The 18,487-nt window shown below is 65.7% G+C and carries 17 protein-coding genes; 8 read left to right on the plus strand and 9 right to left on the minus strand.

Annotated elements, in window-relative coordinates; translation table 11 throughout:
* Positions 1-89 precede the first annotated feature (89 nt).
* The 4 genes from KO490_RS11545 to KO490_RS11560 all read right to left on the minus strand — a co-directional run bounded on the left by KO490_RS11545 (position 90) and on the right by KO490_RS11560 (position 5,145).
* The gene (locus KO490_RS11545; RefSeq protein WP_303462975.1) at positions 90-1,901 is read right to left on the minus strand and encodes an assimilatory sulfite reductase (NADPH) flavoprotein subunit; all 1,812 of its coding nucleotides are present in this window, start codon (positions 1,899-1,901) and stop codon (positions 90-92) included.
* A 47-nt stretch (positions 1,902-1,948) separates the two neighbouring features.
* On the minus strand, positions 1,949-2,674 hold the full coding sequence (locus KO490_RS11550) for a phosphoadenylyl-sulfate reductase (protein WP_216019552.1): 726 nt from the start codon (positions 2,672-2,674) through the stop codon (positions 1,949-1,951).
* A 29-nt stretch (positions 2,675-2,703) separates the two neighbouring features.
* Positions 2,704-4,419 carry an assimilatory sulfite reductase (NADPH) hemoprotein subunit gene (gene cysI / locus KO490_RS11555; protein WP_216019553.1) on the minus strand — a complete coding sequence of 572 codons (1,716 nt, stop codon included), beginning with the start codon at positions 4,417-4,419 and terminating at the stop codon, positions 2,704-2,706.
* Positions 4,420-4,491: 72 nt separating this feature from the next.
* Complete coding sequence (locus KO490_RS11560; protein WP_216019554.1) at positions 4,492-5,145, minus strand: peroxiredoxin; 654 nt, start codon at positions 5,143-5,145, stop codon at positions 4,492-4,494.
* A gap of 357 nt (positions 5,146-5,502) precedes the next feature.
* Here KO490_RS11560 and KO490_RS11565 point away from each other — a divergent pair, with 357 nt between their 5' ends.
* From KO490_RS11565 to KO490_RS11600, 8 genes are all read left to right on the plus strand, one after another.
* Positions 5,503-6,147, plus strand: a complete 645-nt coding sequence (locus tag KO490_RS11565) for an aspartate/glutamate racemase family protein (RefSeq protein WP_216019555.1) — start codon at positions 5,503-5,505, stop codon at positions 6,145-6,147.
* Positions 6,148-6,313: 166 nt separating this feature from the next.
* Positions 6,314-7,918, plus strand: coding sequence for an ABC transporter substrate-binding protein (locus KO490_RS11570; RefSeq protein ID WP_252727142.1), 1,605 nt, complete (start codon positions 6,314-6,316; stop codon positions 7,916-7,918).
* A 54-nt stretch (positions 7,919-7,972) separates the two neighbouring features.
* Positions 7,973-8,926, plus strand: coding sequence for an ABC transporter permease (locus KO490_RS11575; RefSeq protein ID WP_216019556.1), 954 nt, complete (start codon positions 7,973-7,975; stop codon positions 8,924-8,926).
* 3 nt (positions 8,927-8,929) lie between these two features.
* Positions 8,930-9,820 (plus strand): ABC transporter permease, encoded by an 891-nt coding sequence (locus KO490_RS11580; protein WP_216019557.1) that lies wholly within the window; start codon positions 8,930-8,932, stop codon positions 9,818-9,820.
* Complete coding sequence (locus KO490_RS11585) at positions 9,807-10,838, plus strand: ABC transporter ATP-binding protein (protein ID WP_216019558.1); 1,032 nt, start codon at positions 9,807-9,809, stop codon at positions 10,836-10,838. The genes KO490_RS11580 and KO490_RS11585 overlap by 14 nt, the downstream gene beginning before the upstream one ends.
* Positions 10,835-11,815 (plus strand): ABC transporter ATP-binding protein, encoded by a 981-nt coding sequence (locus KO490_RS11590; RefSeq protein WP_216019559.1) that lies wholly within the window; start codon positions 10,835-10,837, stop codon positions 11,813-11,815. Before KO490_RS11585 ends, KO490_RS11590 begins: the two co-directional genes overlap by 4 nt.
* 3 nt (positions 11,816-11,818) lie before the next feature.
* The gene (locus KO490_RS11595; protein WP_216019560.1) at positions 11,819-13,003 is read left to right on the plus strand and encodes an amidase; all 1,185 of its coding nucleotides are present in this window, start codon (positions 11,819-11,821) and stop codon (positions 13,001-13,003) included.
* The gene (locus KO490_RS11600) at positions 13,000-13,470 is read left to right on the plus strand and encodes a RidA family protein (RefSeq protein ID WP_216019561.1); all 471 of its coding nucleotides are present in this window, start codon (positions 13,000-13,002) and stop codon (positions 13,468-13,470) included. Before KO490_RS11595 ends, KO490_RS11600 begins: the two co-directional genes overlap by 4 nt.
* 57 nt (positions 13,471-13,527) lie before the next feature.
* Here KO490_RS11600 and KO490_RS11605 read toward each other — a convergent pair whose 3' ends face one another.
* From KO490_RS11605 to KO490_RS11625, 5 genes are all read right to left on the minus strand, one after another.
* A complete protein-coding gene (locus KO490_RS11605) occupies positions 13,528-14,592 on the minus strand; it encodes a glycine betaine/L-proline ABC transporter ATP-binding protein (protein WP_216019562.1) in 1,065 nt (354 codons plus the stop codon).
* On the minus strand, positions 14,585-15,469 hold the full coding sequence (locus tag KO490_RS11610) for a proline/glycine betaine ABC transporter permease (RefSeq protein WP_216019563.1): 885 nt from the start codon (positions 15,467-15,469) through the stop codon (positions 14,585-14,587). The genes KO490_RS11605 and KO490_RS11610 overlap by 8 nt, the downstream gene beginning before the upstream one ends.
* Positions 15,470-15,549: 80 nt before the next feature.
* On the minus strand, positions 15,550-16,533 hold the full coding sequence (locus KO490_RS11615) for an ABC transporter substrate-binding protein (RefSeq protein WP_216019564.1): 984 nt from the start codon (positions 16,531-16,533) through the stop codon (positions 15,550-15,552).
* A gap of 318 nt (positions 16,534-16,851) precedes the next feature.
* Positions 16,852-17,250 (minus strand): hypothetical protein, encoded by a 399-nt coding sequence (locus KO490_RS11620; RefSeq protein WP_216019565.1) that lies wholly within the window; start codon positions 17,248-17,250, stop codon positions 16,852-16,854.
* A gap of 97 nt (positions 17,251-17,347) precedes the next feature.
* Entirely contained in the window at positions 17,348-18,484 is a 1,137-nt protein-coding gene (locus KO490_RS11625; RefSeq protein WP_216019566.1) for a Gfo/Idh/MocA family protein, read from the minus strand.
* Positions 18,485-18,487 lie beyond the last annotated feature (3 nt).

Genomic DNA, 18,487 nt, shown 5'->3' on the forward strand with positions numbered 1-18,487 from the left:
GTATCCTCGTCCCCGCACCCATGATTGGCAGAGCGCACCGACCGGTTCAAGCGTGGCGCCGCACCCCCTTGGGGGATGCGGCACGGCGATCAGTAGACGTCGCGCTGATAGCGGCGGTTGTCGCGCATCTCGACCAGATAGGCCTCGGCGCTTTCGACGCTGTGCTTGCCATGTTCGACCAGCACGCGGATCAGCGCGTCATGCACGTCCTTGGCCATCCGGTCGGCATCCCCGCAGATATAGAGATGCGCACCCGCGTTCAGCCATTCCCACAGCTCGGCACCCTGTTCGACGATCCGGTCCTGAACATAGACCTTCTGGGCCTGGTCGCGGCTGAAGGCCACGTCCAGCTTCGTCAGCAGGCCCGATTTCAGATAGCCCTGCAGTTCCACCTGATAGAGGAAGTCCTGCGTGAAATGCGGGTTGCCGAAGAACAGCCAGTTCTTGCCCGCGGCCTCGTCGGCCTCGCGGTCCTGGAGGAAGGCGCGGAAGGGCGCGATGCCGGTGCCGGGGCCGATCATGATGACGGGCGCTTCGGGATCGGCGGGCAGGCGGAAGTTGTTGTTCTCCTCGACGAAGACGCGCAGTTCGCCCGCATCGGCCAGACGGCGGCCCAGATGCCCCGAGCATCCGCCCAGATGGTTGCGGCCATGCGCATTGTATTCGACGACGCCGACGGTCACATGCACCTCGTCCTCGACCTCTTTCTGGCTGGAGGCGATGGAATAGAGACGCGGCTGCATCTTGCGCAGGCTGTCGACCAGACCCTGCGGGGTGGCCTCGCCCTTGTGTTCGCGCAGGATGTCGAAGATCTGCCGCTCGGCGATGTATTCGCGCAGGGCGGCCTTGTCGGCGGCCAGCTTGCGAAGCTCGTCATTGCCGGTGGCTTCGGCGAATTTCTCGACGAAGGCGGGATAGGACTGGGTCAGCTCCAGATCCTCGGACAGGGCGTCGCGCAGCGTCTTCTGCTGCCCGCCGACGGTGACCTCTGCCGCGCCGTCAAGGCCCAGCAGCTGCAGCGTTTCGTCGACCTCGACCGGGTCGTTGTGGAAATACACCCCGAGCGAGTCGCCCGCCTGATAGGTGATGCCCGAGCCTTCCAGCGAGATTTCCAGGTGGCGCACATCCTTGGTGCTGTCGCGCCCGGTGATCTTCTGGACGGCGTTCACCTCGGCGGTGAAGGGATTGCGCTTGGTCCATTGCGACGCGGCAGGGGCGGGGGCCGCCATGCCCGGCGTCAGCGGCACCACGTTGCTGGGCTGCGCATCGGCCTTCAGGTCGGGTTCGAACGCCGTGACGGTGCCGTCGATCCATGCAGCGGCCTGATCGTCGTAATCGACGTCCAGCAGGGCGCGTTCGACCAGCACGGTCGCGCCCAACGCGGTCAGGCGTTCCTCGAAATCGACGGCGGTCTTGCAGAAGAACTCGTAGCTGGTATCGCCCAGGCCCAGCACGGCGATCTTGGCGCCGTCCAGCTTCGGCGCCTTCTTCGAGCCCACGAAATCGAACAGCTTCTGCGCGGGTTCGGGCGGCTCGCCCTCGCCATAGGTCGAGACGACGACGACCATGTGGCGTTCGTTCTTCAGCTGGTTCGGCTTGTAATCGGCCATGTCCACCAGCTTGACGTCCAGCCCACGCGCCTTGGCCTTGGCGGCCACGTCCTGGGCGACATGCTTGGCATTCCCCGTCTGCGACCCATAGAGCACCGTCAGCACGGCCTTTTCGGCCTGGGGCGCGGCGGCGGGCAGGGCGCCCGCACCTGCGGCACCGGCCGAGGCGGCCAGGAAGCCGCTGATCCAGGCCTGCTGGATCGGCGTCAGCGTGGTCAGCAGCGACTGCATCTGCGTCGACTGTTCGGAGGTCAGCGGGTTCAGGCCGGGGGGAAGGGTGTTGGTAAGCACGGGTTATGTCTGCCTTGGTATGTCTGGGTGCTGGTCGGATGCGGATTTCAGATGTGAAGGCCGCATTCGCGGGTGGTGCCGAAGAAGCGCGTTTCCTCTTCGGTCATGCCGTCTTCCAGCCGCCTGGTGGTATGTGTGTCACCCACGCTGACATAGCCCTCGTCCCATAGCGGGTGATAGGGCAGATCATGCTTGCGTAGATAGCGGTGAACGTCGCGGTTGTTCCAATCCACGATCGGGTGCAGCTTGATGCGGCCGCCCTGCAGTTCGACCACGGGCCGGTCGGCGCGGCTGGCCGACTGGCTGCGGCGCAGGCCGGTGAACCAGGTGTTCACGCCCAGCTCCTCCAGCGCGCGCTGCATCGGCTGGACCTTGTTGATCGTGTTGTACTTGCGGATGCCTTCCTCGCCCTGTTCCCACAGTGCACCGAAGCGGGTTTCCTGCCAGGCGGGGCTCATCTCGGACCGGTAGATGTGCAGGTTCAGGTTCAGACGCTCGGTCAGCTCGTCGATGAAGCGATAGGTTTCCGGGAACAGATAGCCCGTATCCATAAGCAGGACCGGGATGTCGGGGCGGAAGCTGGTCATCAGGTGAAGCATGACCGCAGACTGAACGCCGAAGCTGGACGAGACGACATGGGTGCCCGGCAGGTGCCGCAGCCCCCATTGCACGCGTTCCTCGGGCGAACGATCCGCAAGGATCTCGTTCGCCTCCTCGACCAGCGCCTCGGGGCGCAGCGCGCCGGTATCGGGGATGTAACGTTCAGCCATCATCTTCAGTGCCTCCGCTTCAGGCTGGTGGTTCAGGCGTGGAAATCGGTCACGGAAACCTTGACCTCGGGGACGACACCCTTGCGGATGACGAAATCGCCGAAGCCCTCGTCGCCGTCGCGTTCGGTGGCCCATTGTCCGATCAGGGTGTCCAGTTCGGCCAGGATCGCCTCGGCGCTGACATTCTCGAGATGCAGCTTGGGAATGCGGGTGCCGACGCGGTTGCCGCCCAGATACAGGTTGTACTTGCCCGGACCCTTGCCCACGAGACCGGCCTCGGCCAGCATCGCGCGGCCGCAGCCGTTCGGGCAGCCGACGACGCGCAGGATCAGGTGGTCCTGACCGACGCCGTGCTTGTCCAGCAGCCCTTCGACATTGGCGACCAGTTCCGGCAGGAAACGCTCGGCCTCGGCCATGGCCAGGGGACAGGTCGGCAGCGCGACGCAGGCCATCGAGTTCTTCAGCTGCGGCGTCATCAGGTCGTCGATCAGGCCGTGTTCGCGTGCGATGCGCTCGATCTCGGCCTTCTGATCGGCGGGCACGCCCGCGATGACCAGGTTCTGGTTCGCCGTCATGCGGAAATCGCCTTGGTGGATCTCGGCGATCTTGCGCAGGCCGGTCTTCAGCGGACGGCCCGGATAATCCAGGATGCGGCCCGACAGGATGTACAGCGTCAGGTGATGTTTGCCGTCCACGCCCTCGACCCAGCCGAAGCGGTCGCCGCGGGTGGTGAATTCATAGGGACGCGAGGGGCCGAACGTGACGCCCGCGCGCTTCTCGACCTCGGCCTTGAAGGTGTCGGTGCCGACGCGGTCCAGCGTGTATTTCGTCTTGGCGTTCTTGCGGTTGACGCGGTTGCCCCAGTCGCGCTGCACGGTCACGACATGTTCGGCCACGGCCAGCGTGTGTTCGACCGGGATGAAGCCGAAATCATCGGCCTTGCGCGGATAGGTGGCCGTGTCGCCATGGGTCATCGCCAAGCCGCCGCCGACCAGCACGTTCCAGCCGATCAGCTTGCCGTTCTCGGCGATGGCCACGAAGTTCAGGTCGTTGGCGTGGACGTCCACCTCGTTGTTGGGCGGAATGCTGACGGTCGTCTTGAACTTGCGCGGCAGGTAGGTGTTCCCGAGGATCGGCTCCTCGGTGGTCTTCACCTTCTCGCCGTCCAGCCAGATCTCGGCATAGGCGCGGGTCTTGGGCAGCAGATGCTCCGAGATGCGCTTGGACCATTCATAGGCTTCCTGGTGCAGCGCGCTCTCGACCGGGTTGGTCGTGCACAGCACGTTGCGGTTCACGTCGCCCGCGGTCGCGATGCTGTCGATCCCGGCGCTGGCCAGCGTCTGGTGCATGTTCTTGATGTTCGGCTTCAGCACGCCGTGGAACTGGAAGGTCTGACGCGTGGTCAGCCGGACCGAGCCGTAGATCGTGTGATCGGCGGCGAATTTCTCGACGATCAGCCATTGTTCGGGGGTGATGATCCCGCCCGGCATGCGCGCGCGCAGCATGACGTTGTGCAGCGGCTCCAGCTTCTGCTGGGCGCGTTCGGGACGGATGTCGCGGTCGTCCTGCTGATACATCCCGTGGAAGCGGATCAGCTGGAAGTTGTCGGCAGTGAAGCCGCCGGTGATGCGGTCCTGCAGATCCTCGGTGATCGTGCCGCGCAGGAAATCGCTCTCGCGCTTCAGACGCTCGTTATCGGCAAGCTTGCCCTCGACGATCAGGTTCGGCTTCGCGGTATTGTCCAGCATGGCTATCGGCTTCTTTGCACGGGCTGTGGAAGGGCGGACCGGGCGGCGGGATGCGCCGCCCGGACATGGGGATCACGCAGGCAGCTTGGCCTTGCGCAGATAGGGAAGGACCTTGTCGAACTGGCCGAACCTGGCGGTCGCGTCCTCGTCGCTGACGGATGCCGGGATGATGACATCCTGACCCAGCTGCCAATCGGCAGGGGTGGCCACGCCCTGGCTGGTCGAGGTCTGCAGCCCGTCCAGCGCGCGCACGATTTCCGCGAAGTTGCGGCCGACCGTCATCGGATAGGTCATGGACAACTTCAGCTTCTTGTCCGGGCCGATGATGAAGACCGAACGCACGGTCGCGCTGTCGGCCGGGGTGCGGCCATCGGGCAGATAGGCCTCGGCGGGCAGCATGTCGAAGGCCTTCGACACTTCCAGCCCCTCGTCGGCGATGATCGGGAAGCCGGCATTCGCGCCGCCATAGCTCTCGATGTCGCCCTTCCACTTCTTGTGGTCCTCGACGCCGTCGACGGAAACGCCGATCACCTTGGTGCCGCGCTTGTCCCATTCGTCGGCCAGACGGGCGACGGCGCTGAACTCGGTCGTGCAGACGGGGGTGAAGTCCTTGGGGTGGCTGAACAGGATGGCCCAGCTGTCGCCGATCCAGTCGTGAAGGGCGAAGGTTCCCTGGTCGGTGGCGACGGTAAGGTTCGGGATGGTGTCGTTCAGACGAAGTGCCATGTTGCGGTTCCTTCTTGACCTGTCTGCTGTCTGTCTGCCGTGCGCCATGCACGACGGAAATCTTCTTGCTGCGCTATAGATCGGATCGTGCTGCGCCTGCGCAACGGGGGCGCGGGAAGAAAAGGAAAGGCTTGGCCTTCGCGTTCCACCCGCAGAACGCACGTTCGCGCGAAGCGTCGCTTGGGGGGATGTTGTTTTTCGCATGCTGCCCATCCGGCGGGCAGGGGGGAGAAACTTCCGGTGGCTGCCGGAATCGATGGCGATGCCGCATTGCCGCATGCGCGGGGGCCGTCTGCGGGCTTGCCATGCCTGCGCCCGCGGGGTCTTGGAAGGATCACGCAACAGAGGAACGCGAAGATGCCGAAGGTCGCGCTGATCAATCCGAACTCGAACCCTGACACGACGCTGCGCATGGTCGCGCTGGCACGAACCGCCGTGCCGGGCCTGCTGATCAAGGGGCATACCGCCACCCGGTCGCCGCGGATGATCGTGACCGCCCACCACCTGAAGGCCGCCGCGGCCGAGGTCGAGGAGATCGGCGCGCGCCTGACGGGGATCGACGGGGTGATCGTGTCGGCATACGGCGATCCGGGGGCGGATGCGCTGGCATCGCGGCTGACGGTGCCGGTGACGGGTCTTGCGAAGGCAAGCTTTGTCGCGGCTGCCCGCCACGGACGTTTCGGGGTCGCCACCACGACGCCCGATCTGGCCGCGGCCATCGACGCGCGCGCGGCGGCCCTGGGCCATGGTGACCGCTTCGTGGGAACCTTCGTGGCGGGCGACGCCGATCCGCTGGCGCTGATGTCCGATCCGGACCGGCTGGTCGCGACGCTGGCCCGCGCGGTGCGCATGGCGATGGACGCGGGTGCACAGGCCGTCTGCATCGGGGGCGGGCCGCTGGCGGGGCTTGGCCGGATGATCGGCGAAGGGGTGCCCCTGATCGACCCGGTCACCGCCGCGGCCATTGATATGCAGGCACAAATCGACGCCCGGCCGCACTGAGCCTGCGGCAATGCGGGGCAAACTGTATACAGTTTGCTTGCAGATCGCGCATTCCGGAAAACCTGCCCTGTTTCGTGGCGCTTGAGGATGCGCCGGGCGGCGCTGCCGGGAAACATGCCGTGGAACCCATGCCGGGCCGGGAAGGTCCGAAACAAGGAGATCCACGTTGCTGAACTTCCGTAAGACGCTTTCCGCACTGGCGCTGTCGGTGGCCTTCATGGGCGCCCACGGCGCGATGGCCGAGGGTACGCTCCGCATCGGCATGACTGCCGCAGACATCCCGCTGACCACCGGTCAGACCGACCAGGGCGGCGAGGGGATGCGCTTCATGGGCTATACCGTCTATGACGCGCTGATCAACTGGGACCTGTCCAGCGCGGACAAGCCCTCGGAGCTGGTGCCGGGCCTTGCGACGGAATGGTCGGTCGATCCCGAGGACACGACCAAGTGGACCCTGAAGCTGCGCGAGGGCGTCAAGTTCCACGACGGCAGCGACTTCACCGCCGAGGACGTCGTCTGGAACATCGACAAGCTGCTGGACGAGAATTCCGAACAATACGACCCGCGCCAATCCGCGCAGGGCAAGTCGCGCATCCCGGCCATCGCCAGCTATACCGCCGTGGACGATCACACGCTGGAGATCGTGACCAAGGAACCCGATGCCACGCTGCCCTATCAGCTGGCCTGGATCATGATCTCGTCCCGCGCCAACTGGGAGGCGATGGACAAGGACTGGGAAAAGGTCGCGGCCAGCCCCTCGGGCACGGGTCCGTGGAAGCTGGAGGCCTTCGTGCCGCGCGAGCGCGCCGAGCTGGTCCCGAACCCCGATTACTGGGATGCCGAGCGCGTGCCGGAACTGGACAAGATCGTCCTGATCCCGCTGCCCGAACCGAACGCGCGCTCTGCGGCGCTGCTGTCGGGCCAGGTGGACTGGATCGAGGCCCCCGCGCCCGACACCATCCCGGCGATGGAATCGAACGGCTTCGTCATCTCGTCGAACGCCTATCCGCACAACTGGACCTGGCACCTGTCGCGCCTTGAGGGTTCCCCCTGGAACGACATCCGCGTCCGCAAGGCCGCGAACCTTGCCATCGACCGTGAAGGCATGGGCGCGCTTCTGGGCGGGCTGATGATCCCGGCCGAGGGCTTCCTGCCGCCGGGCTCGGCATGGTTCGGCGAGCCTGACTTCAAGCCGACCTACGATCTGGAGGCCGCGCAGGCCCTGATGACCGAGGCGGGTTACGGCCCCGACAACCGCCTGTCGGTCAAGGCGCTAATCTCTCCTTCGGGGTCGGGTCAGATGCTGCCGCTGCCGATGAACGAATACATCCAGCAATCGCTGGCCGAGGCATGGATCGATGTCGAGTTCATGGTCGTGGAATGGAACCAGATGATCAACCTGTGGCGCGCCGGCGCCGAGGATCCTTCGGTCGAAGGGTCGCAGTCGATCAACTTCACCTATTTCATCCAGGATCCGTTCACCGGTCTGATCCGTCACCTGGACTGCAACCTGATCGCACCGAACGGCACCAACTGGGGCCATTACTGCGACGACGAGATGCAGGCCCTGTTCGAGGAGATCAAGACGACCTTCGACCCCGAGGAGCAGGTGAAGGTGCTGCAGCGCACTCACGAGAAATACGTGAACGACGCGCTGTTCCTGATGGTGACCCACGATGTCGCGCCGCGCGCCATGGCACCCAAGGTCAAGGGCTTCGTCCAGGCCCAGAACTGGTACCAGGACTTCTCGTCGATCACGATCGAGGAGTGAGCTGAAACCGGCGGCGCCCCTTGCGGGGTGCCGCCCTCAGCCAGGAACGCACAAGTGCTCAGCTATTTCCTAAGACGCCTCATCCTCGTGCTGCCGGTCGCCTTCGGCGTCTCGGTGGTGTGTTTCATGCTGGTCCAGATCGCTCCGGGCGATCCGTTGACCGCGATCATGCCGGTGGATGCCACCGCAGAACAACAGGCCGCGATGCGCGCAGCCTACGGTTTGGACAAGCCCGTCCCCGTGCAATACCTCATCTGGATCGCCAATCTGCTGCAGGGTGACATGGGCCGTTCCATCGCCACCGGCCGCCCCGTCGCGGGCGAGGTCTTCGGCGCGGTCGGCAATTCGCTCCTGCTGGCCTTCTCGGCCGCGATCATCGCATTTCCCATCGGCACCTTCCTGGGCTTCCTGGCCGGCTACTTCCGCGACACGATCATGGATCGCGCGGTCACGGCCATCTCGATCGCCGGGGTGTCGGTCCCGAACTACTGGCTGGGGATCGTCCTGGTCATCATCTTCTCGGTCAACCTGGGCTGGCTGCCGTCGATGGGCGCGGGGCCGGGCGGGTCGCAGGACTGGCACTGGGACTGGACGCATATCCGCCACCTGATCCTGCCCGCCGTGACGCTGGCCGTGGTGCCCATCGGCATCGTCGCCCGCACCGTGCGCGCACTGGCGGGCGACATCCTGTCGATGGATTTCGTCCAGGCGCTCTATGCCAAGGGCATGAGCAGGGGCGACGTGCTGCGCCATGTCGCGCGCAACGCCGCGGCCACCGCGCTGTCGGTCATGGGGCTTCAGCTGGGCTATCTGCTGGGCGGGTCGATCCTGATCGAGACCGTCTTCAACTGGCCCGGATCGGGCTTCCTTCTGTCGAACGCGATCTTCCAGCGCGACCTTCCGCTGCTGCAGGGCACGATCCTCATCCTCGCGATGTTCTTCGTGGCCATGAACCTGATCGTCGACGTGGCGCAGGCCGCCATCGACCCCCGCATCAAGAGGAGCTGAGCCATGGCGCAGGTCGAAGCGGAACTGCATCCGCAAGCCGAAGCGGCGCCCAAGCCGCAGGGCTACTGGTCGGGCGTCATTCGCAGGCTGGCAGGCGACAAGGTGGCGATGGCCTGCCTGATCGTGATCGCGCTGCTGATCCTGTCGGCGGTCTTCGCCCCCTGGCTGGGCCTTGCCGACCCCTATCGCGGGTCGATGATCGCCCGCCTGAAACCCATCGGCACCGAGGGGCACATCCTAGGGACCGACGAACAGGGCCGCGACATGCTGGCCCGTCTGATCTATGGCGGCAGGCTGACGCTGTTCATCGGCCTGATGCCGGTGGTCTTCGCCTTCTTCATCGGCAGCGCACTGGGCATTGCCGCGGGCTATGTCGGCGGGATGACCAACACCATCATCATGCGGGTGGTGGACGTGTTCTTCGCCTTCCCCTCGGTCCTGCTGGCAATCGCCATTTCCGGGGCGCTTGGGGCGGGGATCACGAACAGCCTCGTGTCGCTGACCATCGTCTTCATCCCGCCCGTGACCCGCGTTGCCGAGGCCGTGACCTCGGGGGTGCGCAGCCTCGATTACATCGACGCAGCGCGGGCTTCGGGGGCAGGGGCGCTGACGGTGATCCGCGTCCATGTCATCGGCAACGTGCTGTCGCCGATCTTCGTCTATGCGACCTCGCTGACCTCGGTCTGCATGATCCTGGCGGCGGGGCTGTCCTTCCTGGGCATCGGCGTGCGTCCGCCCGAACCCGAATGGGGCCTGATGCTGAACACGCTGCGGGCCGCAATCTATGTCGATCCGTGGCTGGCGGCGCTGCCCGGTGTGATGATCTTCGCCACCTCGCTCTGCCTCAACCTGCTGAGCGACGGCCTGAGGAGTGCAATGAATGTCCGCGACTGACATGCCGACCCGAACCAAGGCCCCGCTGCTGAGCGTGCGGGAACTCAAGAAGCACTTTCCGATCCGTGGCGGCATCCTGGGGCGTCAGCAGGCCGTGGTGCAGGCCGTCGACGGCGTCAGCTTCGAGGTCGCCGCGGGCGAGACCCTGGGCATCGTCGGCGAATCCGGCTGCGGCAAGTCCACGACCGCCAAGCTGCTGATCGGCCTGACCCAGATGGACGATGGCGACATCGTGCTGGACGGGCAGCGCCTGGGCCCGGACCTGTCGCTGAAGGCCCTGCGCCGCGACATCCAGATGGTGTTTCAGGACAGCTATGCGTCCCTGAACCCGCGCATGACCATCGCCGACAGCGTGGCCTTCGGGGCGCGCGTGCAGGGGCTGGACGATCCGCAGGGGCGGGCGCATCGCCTGATGGCGCGTGTGGGGCTGGACCCCGACCGCTTCGGCGGACGCTATCCCCACGAATTGTCGGGCGGTCAGCGCCAGCGGGTCAACATCGCCCGCGCGCTGGCCATGTCGCCCAAGGTCGTCGTCCTGGACGAGGCCGTCAGCGCGCTGGACAAGTCGGTCGAGGCGCAGGTCCTGAACCTGCTGGCCGATCTGCGCGAGGAATTCGGGCTGACCTACATCTTCATCAGCCACGACCTGAACGTCGTGCGCTACATCTCGGACCGGATCCTCGTGATGTATCTGGGCGAAGTGGTCGAGGTCGCGCCCGTGGACAACATCTGGGAAACGCCGGCCCATCCCTATACGCGGTCGCTGTTCTCGGCGATGCCGTCGATGGATCCCGACAACCGCACGACCAAGCCGCCCCTGTCGGGCGATCCGCCGAACCCGATCGACCCGCCTTCGGGCTGTCGTTTCCACACCCGCTGCCCGATGGCCTCGGAGGTCTGCAAGCGCAAGCATCCGGTCCTGGGCCGGATGGCGCAGGGATCGCCGCATTGGGTGGCCTGTCACCTGCACGACCCCGCCTCGGGGCACCCGAAGGCCGTCGAGGAGGCCCCCGCATGAGCGATCCGATCCTGCAGATCGACAACCTGAACGTCCGCTTCAAGGGCAAGCGCACCGTCCACGCGATCAACGACCTGTCGCTGAAGCTGATGCCCGGCGAAACCCTGGCCCTTCTGGGCGAGAGCGGTTCGGGCAAGAGCGTCACGCTGAAGACCCTGCTGCGCCTGCTGCCCGAAAAGCGGACGGGGCTGGACGGCAGCATCTCCTTCGACGGGACCGACATCATGACCCTGTCGGGCAAGCGGCTGCGGTCCTATCGCGGGGGCGACGTGTCCATGGTGTTCCAGGAACCCGCGCTGGCGCTGGACCCGGTCTATACCGTGGGCGATCAGATCGCCGAAGCGGTGATGCGCCACAAGGGCGTGTCCAAGTCCGAGGCCATGGCCACCGCGCTGGACATGCTGACCCGGGTGCGCATCCCGTCGCCCGAACGGCGGCTGAAGAACTATCCCCACGAATTGTCGGGCGGGATGCGTCAGCGCGTGATGATCGCGCTGGCACTGGCCTGCCGCCCCCGGCTGCTGCTGGCGGACGAGCCCACCACCGCGCTGGATGCGACCGTGCAGATCCAGATCCTGCTGCTGCTGCGCGAATTGCAGCGCGAATTCGGGATGGCCGTGATCTTCGTGACCCATGACATCGGCGTCGCGGTCGAGATATCCGAACGGATCGCGGTCATGTATGCGGGCCAGATCATCGAAGAAGGCACGACCCGCGAGGTCATCGCCGACCCCCAGCATCCCTATACCCAGGGGCTGCTGGCCGCGAACCTTCACGACGTGGCCAAGGGCACGCGGCTGGATGCGATCCCCGGCGCGCCGCCATCGTTGGAGACGCGTCCCGATGCCTGTTCGTTCGCGCCGCGCTGTCCGCTGGCGCTGCCCGCCTGCCGGGCCGAGCTGCCGCCCGTCAGGACGCCCGGACCGCGGCGGCGCGTCGCCTGCCTGCGCGCCGGCGAAACCATAGCGGCGGAGTAAGGAATGCTGTTGCAGAACGACCCATACCGCGCCTTCATGCCCTATCCCCCCGTCGCGGTGCCGAATGCGCCCGACGGTCCGCTGGCCGGGCTGACCCTTGCGGTCAAGGACATCTTCGACCTTGCCGGATACCGGACAGGATGCGGCTGCCCCACGCGGCTGGCGGCCAGCCCGATGGCGGATGCCACGGCGCCATCGGTCCAGCGGTTGCTGGATGCGGGCGCGCGTTTCGTCGGCAAGACCCATACGGATGAGCTGGCCTGGTCCATGTACGGGATGAATGCCCATTTCGGCACGCCGGTGAACCCTGCCGCACCCGACAGGATCCCGGGCGGTTCCTCGTCCGGGTCGGCGGTAGCCGTCGCGGCGGGGCTTGCCGATATCGCCATCGGTTCGGATACCGGCGGATCGGTTCGCGCCCCGGCCAGCTTCTGCGGCATCTGGGGGCTGCGTCCGACCCATGGCCGCGTGTCGCTGGCGGGGGCGATGGATCTTGCGCCCAGCTTCGACACCTGCGGCGTCTTCGCCCGCGACGGTGCGACGCTGATGCGCGCGGTCAATGCGCTGACGGATGCCGACACCGCCCCGATAAGGGCGCCCCGCCATCTGTTCCCGACCGACATGGCGGACGAGCTGTCACCCCCGGCCCGCGCGATCCTTGACGCGTTCGCGGGACACTTCGATCCACAGGCGATCGCGGCCTATCCTGATGGCGTGCAGGCGGCCTACGAGACCTTCCTTGGGGCGATGATGGCCGACTGCAAGGAGGCGATCCTGCCCTATATCCGGTCATCGGGAATGCCGCTGGTCCGCGGCATCGACGGACGCGCCGCCGGGGCCGAGGCGATGACCGCGGCGCAGATGGCCACCGCCCGCGCGGGGCGTGCCGCCTTCGCTGCTCATCTGGCGGGCATCCTGGGGCAGGACGGCGTCATGATCGCACCCGCCACGCATGACATCCCCTTCCGGCTGGACGCCCCTGAACAGGTATTCGACACTTACCGCCATGAGGCGCAGCGCGTGCTGTGCCTTGCCGGCATGGCGGGACTGCCGCAGGTGGTCTTTCCCGCGGGCCGGATCGAGGGCGCACCCTTCGGGTTGTCGCTGATCGGTCCGCGCGGATCCGACCGTTCGCTGGTCGCGTTGGCCTGCCGGATGCACGAAACCGAGGGGAGGGTTGATGCATGACCGATTGTCCGATCGAAGCGAAACTGCACGAGATGGGCCTGGCGCTGCCCACGACCGCACCTGCACGGGCCCTGTTCCTGCCCGGCAAGATCAGCGGCAAGCTGCTCTATCTGTCGGGGCAGATCTGCGAATGGGAAGGTGAGCCGCTGTACTTCGGACCTGTCGGCTGGGGCTCGGACATCGCCGAGGGGCAGACGGCGGCGCGCATGTGCGCGCTGAACCTGCTGTGGTCGATCAAGGAGGTCGCGGGTTCGCTGTCGCGCGTGTCGCAGGTGGTGCGCGTGGGGGGCTTCGTCTCGGCGCCCGCAGGCTATGGCGACGGGCCGTTCATCGTGAACGGGGCATCGCAGCTGTTCATCGATCTGTGGGGGGATGCGGGCCAGCATGCCCGGACGGCGGTCAACGTGTCGTCGCTGCCGGCCAATGCCCTGGTCGAGGTGGAGGCCATCGTCGAGCTGAAGGACTGACGATCTCGAACAGGCGGAACGAAGAAGGGCGCGGTGATCCCGCGCCCTTCGACATTTTCAGGCGACCTCGGTTTCCGGGTCGACTTCTTCGGTATCGTCGGGCGCGATCATCTCGGCCACGCATTTCGACAGGGTGATCATGCCGATATGCTGCCCGTCGCGATTGACGATATTGGCGCGCGACACCTCGGCATTGGTCATGGCGCGGGCCGCTTCCTCGAGCAGGGTCGTGGCGGGCAGGGTCACCGGCGATTCCGCCTGCGCGCCCTTGCGCATGATCGTGCGCACCGTGATGACATGCCCACGGCGCACGTCGCGCACGAAGCTGGCGATATAGTCGTCCTTGGGGCGCAGGACGATCTGTTCGCCGGTGCCCTGCTGGATGATCCTGCCGTCGCGCAGGATGGCGATGCGTTCGCCCAGGCGCAGCGCCTCGTCCAGGTCGTGGGTGATGAAGACGATGGTCTTCTTCAGTTCCGACTGCAGGTCCAGAAGCACCGATTGCATGTCGGTCCGGATCAGCGGGTCCAGCGCCGAGAACGCCTCGTCCATCAACAGGATCTCGGCGTCGTTGGTCAGGGCGCGGGCCAGGCCCACGCGCTGCTGCATCCCGCCCGACAGCTGGTTGGGATAGCTTTCCTCGAACCCGTCAAGGCCCACGCGGCTGATCCAGCGACGGGCGCGTTCATCCGCCTCGCGGCGCGACACGCCCCGGATCGACAGGCCGTAGGTGGTATTCTCCAGCACGGTCCGGTGCGGGAACAGCGCGAATTTCTGGAACACCATGCCGGTCTTCTGGCGGCGGAACTCGCGCAGCTCGGACTCGGACATCTTGACAACGTCCTTGCCCTCGAACAGCAGCTCGCCCGCGGTGGGATCGATCAGGCGGTTGATGTGCCGGATCAGGGTGGATTTCCCCGAACCCGACAGGCCCATCACGACCTGGATCTTGCCCGCGGGGATGGTCAGGTTGATGTCGTCCAGCCCCAGCACGTGGTTGTGCTTGGCCTTCAGCTCTTCCTTGGTCATCCCGTTCTTCACGCTGTCGACATAGGCCGCGGCGTTCGGACCGAAGATCTTGTAGAGGTTGCGGATCTCGATGTCGTGAATCGCCTCAGCCATGAACGGCCTCCAGGTGCTTCTGCAGCCGCTTGCCATAGGCCTGCGTCGCACGGTCGAAGATGATGGCGATAGCGACGATGGCCAGACCGTTCATCACGCCCAGGGTGAAATATTGGTTGTTGATCGCCTGCAGGACCGGCTGGCCCAGGCCGCGCACGCCGATCATCGAGGCGACGACGACCATTGCAAGGCTCATCATGATGGTCTGGTTGACGCCCGCCATGATGGTCGGCAGCGCCAGCGGCAACTGCACGTCCATCAGCTTCTGGCGCGCGCTGGAACCAAAGGCCTCGGCCGCTTCCAGCACGTCGGCCGGAACCTGGCGGATGCCGAGATTGGTGAGGCGGATGATGGGGGGCACGGCATAGATGACGACCGCGATCACGCCGGGCACCTTGCCCAGGCCGAAGATCATGACGACCGGGATCAGATAGACGAAGCTGGGCATCGTCTGCATCATGTCGAGGATGGGCGTGATCGTCGCGTTCGAGCGATCGGACCGCGCCATCAGGATGCCCGTGGGGATGCCGATCACGACGGCGATCAGGGTGCAGACGGCGACCATCGCGATGGTGCGCATCGTGTCTTCCCACATGCCGAAATAACCGATGGCCAGCAGCGCAAGCACGGTGCCCGCGACGATCTTGAGGCTGCGGCCCAGTGCCCAGACCAGCCCGGCCAGCGCGGCGAGGACCAGGATCCACGGGCTGTCGATCAGCAGGTTCTCGATGAAGACCAGCAGGATCTGGATGGGATGGAAGATGTTTTCGAGGGTCTCGCCATAGGCGCGCGTGAATTCGCGGAAGGCGCCGTCGATGGCGATGCGCAGCTCGCGCAGGTCGCTCCGGCCCATGGCAGGAAATTCGATGAGGTCCATTTTTCTTCTTCTTCCTCAGGGGGAGGGAAAGGCCGTGACGGGCGGGCGCGCCATGACGCGCCCGCCCTTCGCACATCCGATCACAGGGCGTCTTCGACCTGTGCGGCCACGTCTTCCGAAAGCCAGGCCTTCCAGATATCGGCATAGTTCTCGAGGAAGTAGTAGGCGCCGTCCTCGTTGGTGGCCTGGTTGTCACCCATCCATGCCAGCAGTTCGTTCACCGTCTCGTTGGTCCAGGCGCGCTTGCCCAGGTATTCCATCGTGACGGGGTTGTTCTCGGCGAACTCGGTCGTCACCGCGGTGAACACGTCCGAGCTGGGCCATTCGTTCAGCTGCGGGTCGGGGCAATTGTTCACGACCGTGCAGTTGTCCCAGGATTCCTTGTCATGCTCGACGCCAAGGTCCAGCTTGGTCATGTCGTACTGACCCAGGATCGCCGTCGGCGCCCAGTAGTAGCCGAGCCAGCCTTCCTCGCGGTTGAAGGCCCGCGCGATCGAGCCGTCCAGGCCTGCGGCCGAGCCGCTGTCGATCAGCTCGAAGCCCTTTTCCTCGGCGCCGAGCGCGATGAACTGGTTCTCGGTGATGATCTGGCATGCCCAGCCGGAAGGGCAGTTGAAGAAGGCGCCCTTGCTGCTGTCCTCGGCGCCGGGGAACAGTTCGGGATGCGCCAGCGCGTCCTCGATCGTGGTGATGTCGTTCGCCTCGGCGATGGCGGTGGGGATCCAGAAGCCCTCGACCCCGCCATCCGACAGGATTTGCGATGCGACGGTGATGCGGCCTTCCTCGACGGCGGCATCCAGCGGAACCTTGACCGCGTTCACCCACAATTCGGGCGCGATGTCGGGTTCGCCTTTTTCGTTCATCGAAGTGAAGGTCGGGACCGTATCGCCGGTGACCATGGCCACGTCGCAGTCGTAACCTTCCTCGAGGATGATCTTGTCCACCCATGCGGCGAGGCCGGCCGAGGCCCAGTTCATCTCGGCGATGGTGATATCACCGCAGTCTTGGGCAAAGGCTGCCGGAGCAGTCATCATCAGGCCAAGAACGGCCAGGGTGGGTTTCATCGGATTCATGTGCACTCCCAGTGTGACTTGTCAGTAGTCCGGGGCGCGCACACGCCCCGAACGCGGCCGCTTGAATGCGACTTCGGATACGCAAGTGTGAATGAATGATAGAGAAGCGGTCAGGTTTTGTCACATGGCGAACGCCGGAACCGCCTAAATGGTTGCCCTGTTTCACAAATTTTGATCACCTAAGCATCTCGTCGCCGTGATTGCGGGCGACCGGGCAGCCAATAAGCGACCCATGTGCGAGAATCGGATGAACAAAAGGCGCGCCGCGGGTGCGGCGCGCCATGTCGGGGCGGTGAAGCGGGGTGTGGTTCAGAATGCCTCGATCAGGTTCAGCACCGCGAGGATGCGCCGCGTGTCCCGATCCACGCGATAGGCGCGATCGCCGTCGCGGTAATATTCCCAGCCCGGCCGCGCCTCGAGCCGGTAGCGGCGGGGATCGTCGATGCGGCGGTAATCCTGGATGCGCAGGTTCTCGCCCCGGCGCCATTCCTTCTTGGCCTGCCCGGGCGGCACGCAGGAGGGCGACTTCTTCGCAAGTCCCGGCGGGCAGGCGTCGGAATGACGGCGGTCCGTGTCATGGCCGCGCTGTTCGGCACGACCGCGATCATGGTCGCGGCCTTGATCGTTGCCATAGCCGCGCTCGGCCAGGGCGGGGACGGCCGATGCCGTCAGCAGGGCTGCGGTGGTAAGTATTCTCAGCGGTGTCATGTCGCCATCCTTCGTGGTCTTCGAATGCAGACATAACGCGAGAGCCGCCGCCCGTCGCATCACCAGTACGCGACGGGCAGCTGTCCGCCGGTTTGGGTCAGGCGCCGAATTCCGACAGATCCACCGCGCGACCCTCGATCATCGAGCGCTGCGCCGCCATGCCCATCAGCACCGCCCAACGACCATCCTCGATCCCGACTTCGGGCGCGTCACGTTCGCCGCGCACCATCTCGAGGAAGCGCTGATGCTGATAGAAGGTCGAGCCGTTGTGATCGCCGGCTTCGAGCAGCGTCGGATCGACGGGGATCTCGGTCACTTCGGGGCCCTTGGGTTCGCGCGGGGACACGATGACCTGCGCGACGGGCGGGGCGCCCAGATGCTCGGGCCAGAAGCGGCCGGGTCCGGGGACCAGGGCCTCGATCTTGCCGCGATGACCGACGGCGCTGATCTCCTCCTGCCAGCGGGCGCCTTCGGCGAACATGCACAGTTCCAGCATGGCGCGCATGCCACTGGCGAATTCGACGATGACATAGCCGTGGTCGAAGATGTCGGGAACCCGGCCCTCGTAGGCCTCGTCCTGGTGGTTCTGCGCCTGGCCGCCCATGGCCATCACGCGCACCGGGTCGGATTTCAGCGCAAGCCGCATCAGGTCGAAGAAGTGGCAGCATTTCTCGACGAAGGTGCCGCCGGTATAGCGGTTGAACCGGTTCCAGTCGCCGACCTTGCGCAGGAAGGGGAAACGATGTTCGCGGATGGTCAGCATGCGGATGCCGCCGGTCGCGGTCTCGGCCTGTTCCAGCATGCGCGCGACGGGGGGCATGTAGCGATATTCCATCGCCACCCAGACCGGCGCCGGATAGGTGCGGGCGAAATCGGCCACGGCCTGCGCATGTTCGGGATCGGTGAACAGCGGCTTCTCGACCAGGACGGGCAGGGCCTTGCGGGCGGCGATCGCCTGCAGCTGCTCGACATGGCGATAGTTCGGGCTGGCGATCAGCAGGCAGTCCAGATCGTCATCCGCCAGCAGTTCGTCCAGCGAATCCACCATGCGGGCCTCGGGGGCGATGCGCGCGGCCTCGGCGCGCATCAGGGGGTCGGGCTCGTAGATCGTGCCCACGCGGGTTCCCTGCAGCAGCGCGATGTTGCGCAGATGCTCCTGTCCCATCATGCCGCATCCGATGATCCCGTAGGTCACGGTGCGTACAACCGGCTTGAAAAGCGTATCGGTTGTCATCTT

This window comes from Paracoccus sp. C2R09 (assembly GCF_018860625.1).
In the GTDB taxonomy this organism is placed as follows: Bacteria; Pseudomonadota; Alphaproteobacteria; order Rhodobacterales; family Rhodobacteraceae; genus Paracoccus.

What these genes read in the sequence shown, in the direction of transcription:
- KO490_RS11580 (WP_216019557.1), top strand. Translation starts at nt 8,930, where the DNA reads ATGGCGCAGGTCGAAGCGGAACTGCATCCGCAAGCCGAAGCGGCGCCC.
- KO490_RS11565 (WP_216019555.1), top strand. Translation starts at nt 5,503, where the DNA reads ATGCCGAAGGTCGCGCTGATCAATCCGAACTCGAACCCTGACACGACG.
- KO490_RS11605 (WP_216019562.1), bottom strand. Translation starts at nt 14,592, where the DNA reads ATGGCTGAGGCGATTCACGACATCGAGATCCGCAACCTCTACAAGATC.
- KO490_RS11550 (WP_216019552.1), bottom strand. Translation starts at nt 2,674, where the DNA reads ATGATGGCTGAACGTTACATCCCCGATACCGGCGCGCTGCGCCCCGAG.
- KO490_RS11590 (WP_216019559.1), top strand. Translation starts at nt 10,835, where the DNA reads ATGAGCGATCCGATCCTGCAGATCGACAACCTGAACGTCCGCTTCAAG.
- KO490_RS11610 (WP_216019563.1), bottom strand. Translation starts at nt 15,469, where the DNA reads ATGGACCTCATCGAATTTCCTGCCATGGGCCGGAGCGACCTGCGCGAG.
- KO490_RS11585 (WP_216019558.1), top strand. Translation starts at nt 9,807, where the DNA reads ATGTCCGCGACTGACATGCCGACCCGAACCAAGGCCCCGCTGCTGAGC.
- KO490_RS11595 (WP_216019560.1), top strand. Translation starts at nt 11,819, where the DNA reads ATGCTGTTGCAGAACGACCCATACCGCGCCTTCATGCCCTATCCCCCC.
- KO490_RS11560 (WP_216019554.1), bottom strand. Translation starts at nt 5,145, where the DNA reads ATGGCACTTCGTCTGAACGACACCATCCCGAACCTTACCGTCGCCACC.
- KO490_RS11600 (WP_216019561.1), top strand. Translation starts at nt 13,000, where the DNA reads ATGACCGATTGTCCGATCGAAGCGAAACTGCACGAGATGGGCCTGGCG.
- KO490_RS11615 (WP_216019564.1), bottom strand. Translation starts at nt 16,533, where the DNA reads ATGAAACCCACCCTGGCCGTTCTTGGCCTGATGATGACTGCTCCGGCA.
- KO490_RS11620 (WP_216019565.1), bottom strand. Translation starts at nt 17,250, where the DNA reads ATGACACCGCTGAGAATACTTACCACCGCAGCCCTGCTGACGGCATCG.
- KO490_RS11625 (WP_216019566.1), bottom strand. Translation starts at nt 18,484, where the DNA reads ATGACAACCGATACGCTTTTCAAGCCGGTTGTACGCACCGTGACCTAC.
- cysI (WP_216019553.1), bottom strand. Translation starts at nt 4,419, where the DNA reads ATGCTGGACAATACCGCGAAGCCGAACCTGATCGTCGAGGGCAAGCTT.